At 59.8% G+C, this 15,603-nt stretch carries 9 protein-coding genes; 4 read left to right on the forward strand and 5 right to left on the reverse strand.

What is annotated here, in order from left to right; genetic code table 11:
- The first annotated feature begins 13 nt into the window (after nucleotides 1–13).
- A complete protein-coding gene (gene uvrB / locus AAFN83_RS18010; protein ID WP_347771942.1) occupies nucleotides 14–2,014 on the forward strand; it encodes an excinuclease ABC subunit UvrB in 2,001 nt (666 codons plus the stop codon).
- Nucleotides 2,015–2,154: 140 nt separating this feature from the next.
- Nucleotides 2,155–5,112, forward strand: a complete 2,958-nt coding sequence (uvrA, locus tag AAFN83_RS18015) for an excinuclease ABC subunit UvrA (protein WP_481810521.1) — start codon at nucleotides 2,155–2,157, stop codon at nucleotides 5,110–5,112.
- Between the two features lie 293 nt (nucleotides 5,113–5,405).
- On the opposite strand, the gene AAFN83_RS18020 is transcribed toward uvrA, so the two are convergent.
- The 3 genes from AAFN83_RS18020 to AAFN83_RS18030 form a co-directional block, all read right to left on the reverse strand.
- Complete coding sequence (locus tag AAFN83_RS18020) at nucleotides 5,406–7,031, reverse strand: nitrite/sulfite reductase (protein ID WP_347771895.1); 1,626 nt, start codon at nucleotides 7,029–7,031, stop codon at nucleotides 5,406–5,408.
- A gap of 264 nt (nucleotides 7,032–7,295) precedes the next feature.
- A complete protein-coding gene (locus AAFN83_RS18025) occupies nucleotides 7,296–7,628 on the reverse strand; it encodes a hypothetical protein (RefSeq protein ID WP_347771897.1) in 333 nt (110 codons plus the stop codon).
- Between the two features lie 100 nt (nucleotides 7,629–7,728).
- Nucleotides 7,729–8,640 carry a DMT family transporter gene (locus tag AAFN83_RS18030; RefSeq protein WP_347771899.1) on the reverse strand — a complete coding sequence of 304 codons (912 nt, stop codon included), beginning with the start codon at nucleotides 8,638–8,640 and terminating at the stop codon, nucleotides 7,729–7,731.
- Between the two features lie 216 nt (nucleotides 8,641–8,856).
- Here AAFN83_RS18030 and AAFN83_RS18035 point away from each other — a divergent pair, with 216 nt between their 5' ends.
- On the forward strand, nucleotides 8,857–10,296 hold the full coding sequence (locus tag AAFN83_RS18035) for an aminotransferase-like domain-containing protein (protein ID WP_347771901.1): 1,440 nt from the start codon (nucleotides 8,857–8,859) through the stop codon (nucleotides 10,294–10,296).
- A gap of 119 nt (nucleotides 10,297–10,415) precedes the next feature.
- On the opposite strand, the gene AAFN83_RS18040 is transcribed toward AAFN83_RS18035, so the two are convergent.
- On the reverse strand, nucleotides 10,416–11,384 hold the full coding sequence (locus AAFN83_RS18040) for a sugar phosphate isomerase/epimerase family protein (RefSeq protein WP_347771903.1): 969 nt from the start codon (nucleotides 11,382–11,384) through the stop codon (nucleotides 10,416–10,418).
- 334 nt (nucleotides 11,385–11,718) lie between these two features.
- Nucleotides 11,719–12,741 (reverse strand): diacylglycerol/lipid kinase family protein, encoded by a 1,023-nt coding sequence (locus AAFN83_RS18045; RefSeq protein WP_347771905.1) that lies wholly within the window; start codon nucleotides 12,739–12,741, stop codon nucleotides 11,719–11,721.
- Nucleotides 12,742–12,997: 256 nt separating this feature from the next.
- Between AAFN83_RS18045 and AAFN83_RS18050 the strand changes: the two genes are divergently transcribed.
- Nucleotides 12,998–15,517, forward strand: coding sequence for a U32 family peptidase (locus tag AAFN83_RS18050; protein ID WP_347771907.1), 2,520 nt, complete (start codon nucleotides 12,998–13,000; stop codon nucleotides 15,515–15,517).
- Nucleotides 15,518–15,603 lie beyond the last annotated feature (86 nt).

Here is a 15,603-nt window from a genome sequence, read left to right on the forward strand (position 1 = left end):
GACGAAACAAATCATGGGCGAGATCCTCATGAGTAACAAGCCGTTCCAACTGCAATCGGAATTTTCCCCGCAGGGTGACCAGCCGAAGGCAATCGTCGAACTGGTGCAAGGAGTTAAGGAAGGCAAGCGGTACCAGACACTGCTCGGTGCAACGGGAACGGGGAAGACGTTCACGATCGCGCAAACCATCGCCCAACTGAACCGTCCCACCTTGGTCATCGCTCACAACAAGACGCTGGCCGCGCAGCTTGCCAGCGAGTTCAAGGAGTTTTTTCCGAACAATTCGGTTGATTACTTCGTGAGCTATTACGATTACTATCAGCCCGAAGCGTACATTGCATCTTCGGACACTTATATTGAGAAGGACTCGAGCATCAATGAAGAGATCGACAAGCTGCGTCACTCCGCGACGAGTGCCTTGTTCGAGCGGCGCGACGTCATCATCGTGGCGAGCGTGTCCTGCATTTACGGTCTCGGTTCTCCGATGGAGTACCGAGATTTAAGGCTCTCGCTCCGAGTCGGAATGGAGAAGCCCCGCAACGAGATTCTGCATAAGCTCGTCGACATCCAGTACCAGCGCAACGACATGAATTTCGTGCGCGGGACCTTCCGGGTGCGCGGCGATGTCGTGGAGATCTTCCCGGCCTCGCACGGCGAGCACGCTGTGCGGGTAGAGCTGTTCGGCGATGAGATCGAGCGGATCACCGAGATCGACGTGTTAACCGGTGAGATTCTGGGCGAACGCGATCATATCGCCATCTTCCCGGCCTCTCACTTTGTCACGGCCGAGGAGTCCATGAGGCGAGCTGTCGTCGACATCGAGCGGGAGCTGGAGGAGCGGCTGGAGGAGCTTCGCGGGCAAGGCAAGCTGCTCGAAGCCCAGCGGCTGGAGCAGCGCACGCGGTACGATATTGAAATGATGCTGGAGATGGGCTTCTGCTCCGGGATCGAGAACTATTCCGGACCGCTCACCTTCCGCGAGCGGGGGGCAACGCCCTATACGCTGTTCGACTATTTCCCCGAGGATCTGCTCGTAGTCGTAGACGAATCGCACGTTACCCTTCCGCAGATTCGCGGGATGTACAACGGGGACCGAGCGCGTAAGGAAGTGCTCGTGGAGCATGGGTTCCGTTTGCCGTCCGCTCTGGATAACCGCCCCCTTCGCTTCGAGGAATTCGAGCAGAAGTTCAACCAGATGATCTGCGTTTCGGCAACGCCGGGACCCTATGAGCTGGAGCATTGTCCTGTCATGGTCGAGCAGATCATCCGACCGACCGGCCTCCTTGACCCAGTCATCGATGTTCGGCCGACGAAGGGACAGATTGACGACCTGATCGGGGAGATTCACGACCGGATTGCCAAGGACGAGCGCGTGCTCGTGACGACGCTCACCAAGAAGATGGCGGAGGACCTGACGGATTACTTGAAGGAAATCGGCATCAAGGTGCGCTACCTGCACTCCGACATCAAGACGCTGGAGCGGATGCAGATTCTTCGGGATCTTCGGCTCGGCACCTTCCATGTGCTCGTTGGGATTAACCTCCTGCGGGAAGGGCTCGACTTGCCCGAAGTTTCGCTTGTCGCGATTCTGGATGCCGACAAGGAAGGCTTCCTCCGGGCCGAGCGGTCGCTCATTCAGACGATCGGGCGGGCCGCACGGAACTCGGAGGGCAAGGTCATCATGTACGGCGACAAGATCACCGATTCCATGGATAAGGCGATGACCGAGACACAGCGCCGCCGCACGATTCAGATAGCCTATAACGAGGCGAACGGGGTTACCCCGACGACGATCAAGAAGCGCGTGCGCGATGTGATCGAGGCAACCAAGGTGGCCGAGCAAAAGGCCGACTACCTCGCCGGGGTGAAGGAAGGCGGGAAGCTGTCCAAGCGCGACCGAGCTGCCGTCATCGACCGTTTGGAGAAGGAAATGAAGGAAGCCGCCAAGAGCTTGCAGTTCGAGCGCGCCGCCGAGCTGCGTGACGCGATTCTGGAGCTGAAGGCGGCGGACTAGCGCCATATGGAACGGAGAAGAAAGAGGGCAGGGAGCGATCCCTGTCCTTGCATCGTGCTTAACGCCAAGCGCGGATGTGTGCCGGATAGGGGCAACACTGCCGCGAACAGGGCTTATTCAGATAAAGAGGACGTGAGAGAGTGGCCATCGACAATATTGTGATCAAAGGGGCCCGGGCCCACAACCTGAAGAACATTGACGTCACCATCCCCCGGGACAAGTTCGTCGTGCTGACCGGACTCAGCGGCTCCGGCAAATCGTCGCTAGCTTTCGATACGATCTATGCGGAAGGGCAGCGCCGTTACGTGGAGTCGCTCTCCGCCTATGCCCGTCAATTCCTCGGGCAGATGGACAAACCGGACGTGGATTCCATCGAAGGGCTCTCCCCGGCGATCTCGATCGACCAGAAGACGACGAGCCGCAACCCCCGCTCCACCGTCGGGACCGTGACCGAGATTTATGACTACCTGCGGCTTTTGTTTGCGCGGATCGGCCACCCCCACTGCCCGACTCACGGCATCGAGATTACCTCTCAGACCGTGGAGCAGATGGTGGACCGCATCTTGGAGTACCCGGAACGGACACGGCTGCAGATCATGGCTCCGCTTGTTTCCGGCCGCAAGGGCGAGCATGTGAAGCTGTTGGAGGACATTCGTAAGCAGGGGTACGTGCGCGTGCGGATCAACGGCGAGCTGCGTGAGCTGTCCGAAACGATTGAGCTGGAAAAGAACAAAAAACATACCATCGAGGTTGTCGTCGACCGGATCGTCGTCAAAGAGGATGTGGCCACGCGTCTGGCCGACTCGCTGGAGACCGCCCTCAAGCTGGCCGAGGGCCGGGTGCTGGTCGATGTGATGGATCACGAGGAGCTGCTGTTCAGCCAAAACCTGGCCTGCCCGATCTGCGGGTTCAGCATGGACGAGCTTTCTCCCCGGATGTTTTCGTTCAACAGCCCCTTTGGGGCTTGCCCGGATTGCGACGGACTTGGCAGTAAAATGATCGTAGATCCGGACCTGCTCATTCCCGACAGCGGCAAGTCCATCGAGCAAGGAGCCTTCGAAGCCTGGGCCGGCGGCGTTTCGACCTACTACCCGCAGTTTCTGGCTGCCGTGTGCAAGCACTTCGGGATTCCCCTGGATCTCCCGGTCTCCGAGTTCAGCCCGGAGCAGATGAACAAGCTGCTCTACGGCACGGGGGAAGAGAAGATTCATTTCCGCTATGAGAATGACTTTGGGCAGTCTCGGGAAGCATGGGTTTCTTTTGAAGGCATCGTAAACAACCTGGAGCGGAGGTATCGGGATACCGGCTCTGACGGGATTCGAGAGTATATCGAAGCTTACATGTCCGGCAAGCCCTGTGAGAAGTGCAAGGGCAAGCGGCTGAAGCCGGAAATTCTCGCCGTCACCGTAGGCGAGCACAACATCGCCCATGTCACGGATCTTGCAGTAGGGGATGCTCACCAGTTCTTCGATGCCCTCACCTTGACCGACAAGGAAAAGGCGATTGCCAATCTCATCCTGAAAGAAATCAAGGAAAGGCTCGGGTTCCTTGTGAACGTCGGGCTCGATTACCTGACGATGAGCCGCGCCGCAGGTACACTCTCCGGCGGGGAAGCCCAGCGTATTCGCCTTGCCACTCAAGTAGGCTCCAGCCTCATGGGCGTGCTCTATATCCTGGACGAACCGAGCATCGGGCTGCATCAACGGGATAACGATCGCCTGATCGGCACGCTCAAACGCATGCGCGACCTGGGCAACACGCTCATCGTCGTCGAGCATGACGAGGACACGATGCTTGCCGCCGATTACATCATCGACATCGGCCCGGGAGCGGGGATTCATGGCGGGAATGTGATCGCGCAAGGAACGCCGCAGGAGATCATGGAGAACCCGGACTCAATCACCGGCCAATACTTGAGCGGGAAGAAGCTGATTCCCGTTCCGACCGCAAGGCGGAAGCCGCGAGAGGAATGGCTGGAGATCCGAGGGGCCAAGGAAAACAACCTGAAGAACCTCAACGTGAAGATTCCGCTCGGCGTCTTTGCCTGCGTGACCGGGGTGTCCGGCTCCGGCAAGAGTACGCTGGTCAACGAAATTCTGTACAAGACGCTCGCTCGTGACCTCAATCGGGCGAAGGTGCGCCCTGGCCAGTACAAGGAGATGCTCGGCCTGGAGCACATCGAGAAGGTCATCGACATCGACCAATCGCCGATCGGGCGCACGCCGCGCTCCAACCCGGCGACGTATACGGGCGTGTTTGATGACATTCGCGATCTGTTCTCAACCACCACGGAGGCCAAAATCCGCGGGTACAAGAAGGGCCGGTTCAGCTTCAACGTCAAGGGCGGCCGCTGCGAAGCGTGTAAGGGGGACGGCATCATCAAGATCGAGATGCACTTCCTGCCGGACGTCTATGTGCCTTGCGAAGTCTGCAAGGGCAAGCGCTATAACCGCGAGACACTGGAGATTCATTACAAGGGCAAGAGCATCGCAGAGATCCTCGACATGACCATCGAGGACGCGACCCACTTCTTCGAGAACATCCCGCGCATTCACCGCAAGGTGAAGACGCTTCTCGATGTCGGCCTCGGTTACATGAAGCTGGGCCAACCGGCGACGACGATGTCGGGCGGCGAAGCTCAGCGGGTGAAACTCGCGGCTGAGCTGTACCGCCGCAATACCGGCAAGTCCTTCTACATCCTGGACGAGCCGACGACCGGCCTGCATGTCGATGACATCGACCGGCTGCTCGTGGTACTGCAGCGCCTTGTCGACAGCGGGGAGACGGTGCTGGTCATCGAGCATAACCTCGATGTCATCAAGACCGCTGATTACCTCATCGATCTCGGCCCCGAGGGGGGACACCGGGGCGGCACCATCGTCGCCACCGGTACTCCCGAGCAGATTTGCGCGGTACCGGACTCTTATACCGGTCGGTATTTGAAGCCGATTTTGGAGCGGGACCGGAAGCGTACGGAGGAGCTCTACGGCGTGAAGCCGGAAGCCTCCGGCAAAGGAAAGAAGGCGGGCAAAGGGAAGAAAGCCGCCTCGGATGATACCGCTGAGCTGGAAGAGGAACGCAATGACGCCCTTGCTTAACAGGTGAAGACTCGCCCCCGGCGGGCATAGAAAAAGCGGTTCCCCTCTCTCTGGGGGAACCGCTTTTGTTTTGCTGGTAGGTGGGTGCGCGGAAGAAGGCAGTTGGGTACGAGGAGGAAGGTAAGCGAGTGCCCGGAAAAGGCAGGTGGGTGCGCGGACGAGGACAGGCGGCCGAGCGCCCATAAGGAACGGCACGCTCGTGCCAACCTCAGCATTATCGTATTGACCTCGTCACTATCCTGTTAACCTCGGCCTTTTCGCGCTATCCTTCCCTCGGAAAACGCTGCTCTTCCTTACTCCCGAGCGGGGACTGGAGAGAGGGCGGCGGTCAACCGCTCCTGGAACGCGGGAGCCCCTACCCGATGGACGAAGCGGTGGAAGCTCTCGTCAGCCTCGCGCTCCGCTTGGTAGAAGCCGATCAGCTGCTCCAGCACGGGGCCGACATCGTCTCCCTTAACGCGCCCCTTCAAGGGTGTCACGAGCTGGGCATTCGGGCCGAGGATTCCGCCTATGGAGATGTCGAAGGCGTCTACCATGCCGGCCGCGGTTTTTACGAGTGAACCCTGCAGGCCGATGTCGGCAATATACTTCTGCCCGCAGTTATTCGGGCAGCCGACGAAGTGGACGCGAATGTCCTCATTCAGCGACACCTTTTCATCCAGATAAGAGGCGACGCGGCGGGCGCGCTCCTTCGTTTCGACGATGGCGAGGTTGCAGAACTCGTTGCCGGTGCAGGAGACGGTGCGGCTCATAAAGCGCTTCGGGAACGGAGTGAGACGCTCCAGAACACGTTCTCCCAGCAGGGCTTCCACCCGATCCGCAGGGACGCCGGTGAGCAGAATGTTCTGCGACATCGTGGTGCGCAGCTCGCCGTCTCCGTACTCTTCTGCCAATCGAGCGAGTTCATGAAGCTCATCGGCATCGAGACGGCCGACAGGAATGTTTAACCCGACGTAGTGGAGGCCGGTCTGCTTCTGCGGGTGAACGCCGTCAAAGTAGGCACCGTTCCAACCGACGACCTTGTCGACTCCCTGCTCGGGGAGCGGGCCAGTCAGGTGGAGCAGTTCCTCCTGAAACCGCTCCGGTCCCCAGTCGGCAATGAGGAACTTCAGGCGGGCATGGTGGCGCTTTTCGCGATAGCCGTGATCCCGGAACAGCGTAGCCACGCCGACCGCGATCTTCAGCACCTCCTCGGGCCGCACAAACAGGTCCAGCTTCTTCGCCAGATAAGGCTTGGCGGACAAGCCGCCGCCCACGTGAACGTGGAAGCCGATGACCTCCCGGCCGTCGATCTCCTTCACGGCGGGGGTGAAGGCAAGGTCGTTGATCTCCGCATGCGCGGTATTGTAGATGCTGCCGGAGATGGACATTTTGTATTTGCGCGGCAGGTTGGAGAAATCCCGATTCAGCAGGAAGAAGTCATTGACCTCCTCCACCAGCGGGGTGGTGTCGAGCAGCTCATCCTGGTCGATGCCCGCCAGCGGGTTCCCGACAATGGTGCGCGGGCAGTCGCCGCACGCTTCGAATGAATACAGCCCGACGCTCTCCAGCCGTTTAAAGATGTCGGGCAGCTGTTCCACGGTCAGCCAATGGAACTGAATCGCTTGCCGGGTGGTGACATCAACGAGCCCGCGCCCGTAATCCTGCGCAATGGAAGCGAGCGCCTTCGCTTGAGGACTCGTCATGCGCCCCCCGTTGATGCGCACGCGCATCATGAAGTGGCCGTCCTTGGGTTTTTGCTCGTAGACCCCGGCCCACTTGAACCGGTTGCGATCCTCTTCGGGAATCGAGTCATAGCCGCTCTTGGCGTAGGTTTCGATGATGGTGCGGATGACATCGAGCCCATCCTTTTCCAGCTTAAGTAGCTCCACCTTGTTCAGCTTGGACGGGTCTGCCGCCCATATCGCCTCGTAGGCCATGTCCAACTCCCCTTCTGATCGTGAAATTCCGACTGACAGACTAAGATTAAGTGCATCGTATCACAGCGGGGGGATGGCGTAAACGGCGGCGGGCATAACACTTCCTGATGGGGTGGAAAGCGGCCGCTTATACGGGTGAAGCAAGTCGAGCATAATCCCCCAGGCATAAAAAAGAACCATCAAAAAAAGCGCCCCCGGCAAGCCGGAGAACGCAGGATGGGATAGTGGAGAATCGATCAATCGGATAGACCAAACCCAACTCTGTTACGGGGTGGGAGTAGGGCTTTCTTCGGGTGGGGAGGTGACAGAAGGGGCCGGGAAGGTTGGGGCTTCGATAGGGAAGTTAGGATCAACTTCCTGTGCTTCCAAGCCGTCCAGGGATCGGCCGGCCGCAGCCGCTGCTTGGGTATAAGCCAGCTGACGCAGAGCTTCCGGCGAATCAGCGGCCTCCTTCCCCGACTCGACGTGAATCGCGGGAGAAAAAGAGACGACGGCGCTGTCGCGGGGATCCGCTTCTTGACGGTCGGACCAGGCCGACAAAATCAGGCTTCCTCCGATCATGGCAAGGAGGAGGATGCGATTGGCGGTCTTTTTCATGGCAGGCTCCCTTCGGGATGCAGTCTCATGGGTCACACGATCAGCATACCCATCATACCGAAGAAAGATCAGCCCCGCGTTAACGCCATGTGTACGTTATTTAAATTCTTCGGGATTGCGGCCTCCTAAGGAGCTGCTTCAGGGCATCTGCATTGACGAGCACCGTCCCCGCGATAATTGTGAAGACGCCAAGCAAGGTCAGCCCGCTCACAACCTCTCCGTAGAGCAAAAAGCCAACCCCAACGGCGATGGGAGGCGAGACGTAGAGCCAAGTGGAGGGGAAGACGGGATTGGTCTTGGCGACCAGCCAGTAGAACAAGGTATGCCCCACCATGGAACCGACGACCGTCAGGTATAGCAGCGAGCCCGCTGTTTGGAAGGACAAGAAGACTTGCGGGTGAACGGACTCGGTAGCCAGAGATAAGAGGAATAGCAGAATGCCTCCGTACATCATTTGAACGGCATTCAGGGCGATCGGCGAAGTCTCGGAAAAAGCGGTAATGACCTTTTTGGAATAGAGTGCGCCCGCTGCATAGCTGAACTCTCCGACCAGCACGGCGGCACAGCCGATGAACCATAACGGAGAGGGGCGAAAGGCGAGGCTGGGCAGGACGAGCAGCAGCACACCGGCAAATCCGATCAGGCAGCCCCATAGGGCGCGGCGCGGAGCCCGTAGCCGCAGCAGGGCGGTCTGCAGGAGCAAAATCATGATGGGTCCTGTTGCGGACAGCACCGAAGCGAGCCCAGAGGAGATGTGCTGCTCGGCCCAGTACAGGGTGGAAAAGGTGCCGAAGGTCAGCATCGCCCCCGTGAAGAGCATCTCCTTACAGAGAAGCAGGGAAAAGCGGGCTTTCCCTTTGCCGACCATCCACAGAAACAGAATCAGCCCCGCCAGAAAAAACCGCAAGCCGGCCGAGAAGAAGGGCGGAGCACCGGCGTCTACGCCGACTTTGATGGCGAGGAAGGTCGTACCGAAGATGAGGCAGACGAGCGAATACGCGAGCATGATCATGGTCAAGCAACCCCTTTGCATAATGGATCGGTAAGCTCTAGAAGCTTTTGTCCATCATAGCGGGATGCCCGCAGAACAGATGCGAAAGAATAGAACAGAAGAAACCGAACTTGCGGTACACTAGAAGGCAAAAGAAGAAACAGACCAGCGAGCGGTGATGCTGAAGAGAGGAAACCGCGCGCGACTAATCTGGAAGATCAATGGGGGTGAACGGAGATGAACAAGCGAGGTCAGGCGAAAGAGGGCGCTCCCTTGTATCGCCAGGTGTGCGAGTATCTGTTGAATCGGATCGAGCGCGGGGAGTGGAAGGCCCATGACAAGCTGCCATCCATTCGCGCCCTAGCCGACGAGCTGCAGGTTCATCGCCTAACCGTATTCAAAGCCTGCCGCGAGCTGGCGGACAGCGGCAAGGTGTACGTCCGAGACAAATCCGGCTACTATGTTTCCCCCGATCATCCGCAAGAAGCGAAGGCTGACTCCGGTAAGAAAAAGATCGCTGCGGACTACTCGCATATGAATGCTCTGTCGGACATTCATCGGCTGCCGGCGCGCTATCAGTTTTCGCAGGCACTCATTGATCCCAACCTGCTGCCAAACCTCTACTTGTCTGATTATGTGAAAAAGGTGTTCGACCTCTACCCGAAGGTGATGGGCACGTACTCTTCCGCCCAGGGAGACGAGGAGCTGCGGCTGATGCTGAGCCGCCACTTCCGGGAGAAGCTTCGGCTGCAGCTAGCCCCGGAGGAGCTTGTCATCACCTCCGGCTCCCAGCAAGCGATCAACCTGATCATCGGAACGTTCCTCGGCCCCATGGATGCAGTGCTGGTGGAGCGCCCTACCTATAGCGTGGCACTGGACCTTTTTCGTCGGGCGGGGGTGCGGGTCATCCCAATCGAAATCACAGCGGAGGGGTATGACCTCGATCGGCTTGAGCATGTGATGCAGCGCGACAAACCGCGCCTGTTCTATTTAAACCCGACCCATCAGAACCCGACCGGGGCCACCGTTCCGGCTTGGCAGCGCAAGCGGATCGTGGAGCTGGCGGAACGCTATCGCTGTCTGCTCGTGGAGGATGATCCCTTCCGAGACATGTACTTCGGGGAGGCGCCCCCTCCTCCGTTCTTTGCGTACGATACGGAGGGCTGGGTGATCTACATCAGCAGCTTCAGCAAATACATCGCCCCTGGGCTCCGTATCTGCGCCGTAGCCTGCCGCGAGCCGCATGTCGAGCGGCTCATCGTTGCCAAGTCCCTCGCTGATAGCGGCACATCGCTGTTGAACCAGAAGATCTTCCTGCACTATTACACCTCCTCGCGGCTGCAGCAGCATGTGGGCAAGCTGCGCATTGCCCTCCAGGTACACAAGGAGATCGTGGAGGAGGAGTTAGCTGGAAGCGGGTGGGAATGGACACCGCCGCAAGGCGGGCTCAACCTGTGGGTGAAGGTCCCCCAGGCGGTATCCGTTGACGCGCTGTTCCGACGCGCCCGGGAAGAGTCGATCTCCTTCGTTCCGGGGCATATCTGCGACCCGCTTGGCGAAATGCAGGCATGGCTTCGCCTCAGCTACTCCTTTGCGAGTGAGGAGGTTTTGCGGGAGGGAACCCGGCGTTTGGTTCAGTTGGCAAGGGAATTGGACGGAAGCTGCTCGCACACGTAGCCTTCATAGAGGAAGCAAAAAAACACCTTCCAGCGCTCTCGCAAGGGAGCGAAGTGGAGAGGGGGAGTTCCCCGTCTGCACAGCTGGAAGGTGTTTTTTTCGTGAGGGTTACAACCGGCTTACACCCACCACATGTCCCCGAGCGGGTCGGTGATGAGCACTTGCTGCAGGTTGGCGACAGCTTTGGAGAAGCCTTCGTCGATGGACATGAGGCCGTCCTCATGCTCGATGCTGACGACATAGTCGTAGCCCACGAGGCGAAGGGCGCTCATGATGTCGGCCCACACCTTCATGTCATGGCCGAAGCCGACGGTGCGGAACTGCCAGGCGCGGTCGAGCATTTGGGTGTACGGCTGCATGTCGGTCACGCCGTGATGGTTGATGTTGTTCACGTCAAGCGACGTGTCCTTGGCATGGAAGTGATGGATCGCTCCGGCTTTGCCCAGGATCAGGATGGCCTGAACCGGATCGATGCCTTGCCACCACATGTGGCTCGGGTCCAGGTTCGCGCCGATGGCGTCGCCTGCGGCCGCTCTCAAGCGAAGCAGCGTGGCCGGCGTATGAACGGAGAAGCCGCCGTGCAGCTCCAGGCCGATCTTGATGCCGCGCTCGGAGGCGTATTTTGCGATTTCCGTCCAGTACGGGATAATCTTGACTTCCCACTGCCAGGTGAGAATCTCCTGGAAGTCATTCGGCCAGGGAGCGATCGGCCAGTTCGGATACTTGGCGTCTTCATGATCCCCCGGACAGCCGGAGAAGGTGTTCACGACCGGCACTCCGAGCAGATGGGCGAGGTCGATCGTCTTGCGAATGAGCTCGTCCGCTTCTTTGGCGATGGCCTTTTGCGGATGGAGCGGGTTGCTGTGGCAGCTGAGGGCGCTGATGATCAAGCCGCGGGAAGCGATCGCTTCCAGGTAGGCCTTGCGTTTCGATTCGTCGGCGAGAAGCCCGTCGAGGTCGCAGTGGTTGTTGCCGGGATAGCCCCCGGTTCCGATTTCGACGGCTTGCAGACCTTTGGCGGCAAGCGTGTCGAGCATGTCCTCGAACGTTTTCTGATTGAAGAGCGGATTGAATACTCCCAGTTTCATAATGCACCTCCAAGAAGATAGGTTTGGCATGAGTATACCACATTGCCGGACAAAACAAGAGCGCTTACATGGAAGGGACGATCGGGAACTATTGAAGGGAAACACGGCTTTGCTTGTTCTATCTCTGCTTCATGGGGAAGGTCGCTTGTACGGATTCAGAGTGAATGGTCAGAGGCAAACGGGTCCAAGCGCAAGAAACGTCATATCCGGAGAGTCAGACGCAACGGTAAGACAAAAAGACCGATTCAGGCGCTGGCAGGCCTCGGTCTTCTGGTGCTCTATCTGTTGATTCTGTTGCTGTTCTTTCGCGAAGTCCATTCCCATCTCCGCGACTTTAACAGGCTGCATCGTCGATTGACCGTTCTGGCCTGGCCTCCATGCGAATTGCAGCAGGCTTCGTGACCGCCACCGGCAGAACCCCGGGAATCACCTCGATGCTAAGCCGGTCTTCGAGGACCGGATCGCCATCGGCCTGAACGGGCAAAGGCTTCTCCGGGAAGAGGTCCACCCTCTGTCCAGCAAAAAACCGCACAGCCGGATGCCCGACATGCTTACCGGAGAGCACGAGCGGGAAGAGGCGGAGCAGCTGCCAGCGGGTCAGCCCGAAGGCGACGCACACGGAAGCGAGTCCATCCGTGGCATTGGCAGACGGATTGATGCGAAAGCCGCCCCCGTAATAAGGAAGGTTGCTCACGGCAACCAGCCATACCCGCTCGAAGCGGCTCTCCCGTCCATCGACGCGGAGGGTAAGAGCTGCGGGACGGTAAGTGAAGAGAACGCGAAGGACCGACAGGACGTACGCGAGCTTGCCTGCCCCGATGAGGTTCAGCCAGCGCTTGTAGGAGGCTTGGTTGGTCGTGATGGCCACCTGCGCATCGAAGCCGCAGCTGATCGAGCTGGCGGCTACGGTCTCGCCCAGTCGCAAGAGGTCCATGTCGAAGGAGGCGCCCCCAAACGCCGCATCAAGCAATACGTTCAGCGCAGCGATCGGCTCCTCGGGGATGCCGTGGCTGCGGGCAAAGTCGTTCCCGGAGCCGGCCGGGATATAACTGAACGAGCAGCCCACAAGAGCTCCGGTCCACCGCAGCTCTTTTTCCAGCGACGCCCCCCCTGCCCCCGCCGCAGAAATCAAGCCGGTGACGACTTCGTTCACCGTCCCGTCTCCACCCACAGCAGCAATAGTCCGAAACACTCCGCTCCTCGCCATTTCGCGAGCAAGCTGCTCCGCATCGCCTGCCCCTTCGGTGAAGCGGGCTTCATGCGGAATGCCCCGCTTTCGCAGCTCCTTCTCCACCTGCCGCCAAACCTTGGTCCCCCGTCCATTGCCGGATACGGGATTGATGACGAACCCAATCATGCGCCTTCATCCTTTCGCCCGATTCGAATCGAGCCGGTTCCCTCTACAAGCCTCTTCGCCGATTGTCGATCAAATGTGGTGTTAATTATCTCACATTTCTGGCCGGGCAGTATATCCGTTTTTGGCGGATAGGCCGAAAAAAATCGCTGCAGGATGTGATTCCCTTCACGCCGGCGATGGAAAAGCCCCTCTGTTTCCGGTACACTAGAGAGACAAGAGCACGGCCGGATCGAAGGCGGTGCTGACAGGAGGATTCATGGGAACGTTACGCAAGGAAGATATCGAGCTGTTGTCTCCCGCGGGAGACTGGGACTGCTTGCGCGCAGCGGTAGCGAACGGAGCGAATGCGGTCTATTTTGGCGTGGAAAAGTTTAATGCGCGAGCAAGGGCGAACAACTTTCGGACCGAGGAGCTGCCGGAGGTTATGGCGTTCCTGCACCGTTATGGCGTGAAGGGCTTCCTCACCGTCAATATTTTGATCTTCGAAAATGAACTGGAGCAAGCGCGCCAGCTGATCGAGGCTTGCACCGAGGCGGGCGTCGATGCCGTCATCGTGCAGGATCTCGGGATGGTGCGGCTCATTCGGGACCTCTCCCCGGATTTCCCGATCCATGGCTCGACGCAGATGACGATGACCTCGCCGGAAGCGGTCGAGTTCACCAAGGCTTACAACATCGAGCGGGTCGTACTGGGACGGGAGAACAACCTGAAGCAGATTCGCACCATCGGAGAGCATGCCAAGCAGCCGATGGAGATTTTCGTGCACGGGGCAATCTGCGTCTCCTATTCCGGCCAGTGCCTCACCTCGGAGATGTGGGGCGGGCGTTCGGCCAACCGGGGAGAGTGCGCGCAGGCTTGCCGCCTGCCGTATGACCTGATGGTTGACGGCGTCCATCAGCCGATGGGCGATATCGCCTACCTGCTCTCGCCGAAGGACCTGGCGGCGATTGAGCTGGTGCCGGAGCTGATCGAGGCGGGCGTAACGTCCTTCAAGATCGAAGGACGGATGAAGAGCCCGGAATACGTCGCGAATGTGACGGCGAAGTATCGTGCGGCCATCGACCGGTATTTTGCCGGGGAGGACCCGTCTCCGTCGAAGGAGGAGCTGCGCGAGCTGCAGCAGAGCTTCTCGCGCGGCTTTACCCCCGGCTTCCTGAAGGGGACGAACAACAAGACGCTCGTCGAGGGCACGTTCCCGAAGAGCCGGGGTGTGTACCTCGGCCGCGTCAAGGAAGTGCTGAAGGACGGCGTGCTCTGCGAGCTCGAAGCGCCGCTGAAGCGCGGCGACGGCATCGTCTTCGACGCGGGCGACCCGACGCAGAAGGAAGAGGGCGGCCGCGTCTATGACCTGCGCAAGCGCGGGGTCAAGGTCGAGGGCGAGGTGCCCGGAGGGCTCGCCGAAATCATCCCGGGCCGCCACGATGTGGCGCTCACTCGCGTGAATGTGGGCGACCGCGTCTGGAAGACGAACGACCCGCATCTCGACAAGCGGCTGCGCCAAACGTTCGAGACGGACAAGCCGTACCGGACCTTCCCGGTCAAGGTGAAGGTGCTGGGCGTGCTCGGTCAGCCGCTCAAGACGTGGTGGACCGATCTCGCAACCCGCAATACCGTGCAGGTGGACTCGGAGGCGCTCTTGGAACAGGCGCTGAAGCGCCCGATGGACGAGGCGCTGTTCCGCGAGCAGTTCGGCCGCCTGGGCGGCACGCTGTTTGAGCTCACGGAGCTCGAGCTCGTCCTCACGGACGACCTGATCGTGCCCATGAAGGAGCTCAATCGCCTTCGCCGCGAGGCGGCGGAGCAGCTCACGGTGCTGCGCGAGGCGCCGCCTCGCTACACGCTTCGCAGCCGCGAAGAACAGGAAGCACGGCTTGCCGCCGACCGGCCGCCCGTTCGGCCGAATGAGCTGACGGCTGCCCCAGAGCTGACCGTGCTCTGCCGCACGCTGCCGCAGGTGCATGCAGCCCTCGAAGCCGGAGCGACGTTCCTCTACGCCGACTTCGAGTTCATCAAGCAGTTCCCGGCCGCGGTGGAAGCGGTGCGGGCGGCGGGCGCGCGAATCGCGCTCGTGACGCCGCGCATTCACATGCCCGGCGAGACGGGCTTCTTCCAGCACATCCTGCGGCTTCAGCCGGACGCCGTGCTGGTGCGGAATACGGGCGCGCTCTATTACTTCATGCGCGAGCGGCAGCTTCACCCGGAAGACCGCCACCCCGAGCTGATCGGCGACTTCTCGCTGAATGTCGCCAATCACCGGACGGCGGCGCTCTTCCTGGAGGCAGGGCTTGACCTCTTCACCCCATCCTATGACCTGAACATTCAGCAGATGATCGATCTTTTGGAGAAGACCGACACGTCGCGCGCGGAGCTCGTGCTGCACCAGCATCTGCCGATGTATCACACCGAGCACTGCGTGTACTGCACGTTCATGAGCGAGGGAACGAACTACACCAACTGCGGCCGTCCCTGCGAGAGCCAACGCGCCTCGCTGCGCGACCGGATCGGCATGTCCCATCCGGTGCGGGTGGACGAAGGCTGCCGCAACACGGTATACAATGCCATCGAGCAATCTGGCGCGGAGTACCTGCCGCAGTTCCTCGACCTGGGGCTGCGCCGCTTCCGGGTGGAGTTCCTCGAAGAGACACCGGAGAAGGTACACGAGGTACTGGCTCTATACCGGGATGCGCTGGAAGGGAAAATCAGCGGAACCAAGGTATGGAAGGCGCTGAAGGCGACCAATCAGCTCGGCGTCACGCGGGGACAGTTGGTGAAATAGCGAGAAAACGCGCCCTAGCGCGAGCGCGGACACGAGCGGCGGAGAAGTAAGCGTTTTTCGCCGCTTGGATCGGTCGCTGTCGCCAA

Origin of the sequence: Gorillibacterium sp. CAU 1737, from assembly GCF_039888655.1 — a bacterium.
Lineage (GTDB): Bacteria > Bacillota > Bacilli > Paenibacillales > NBRC-103111 > Gorillibacterium.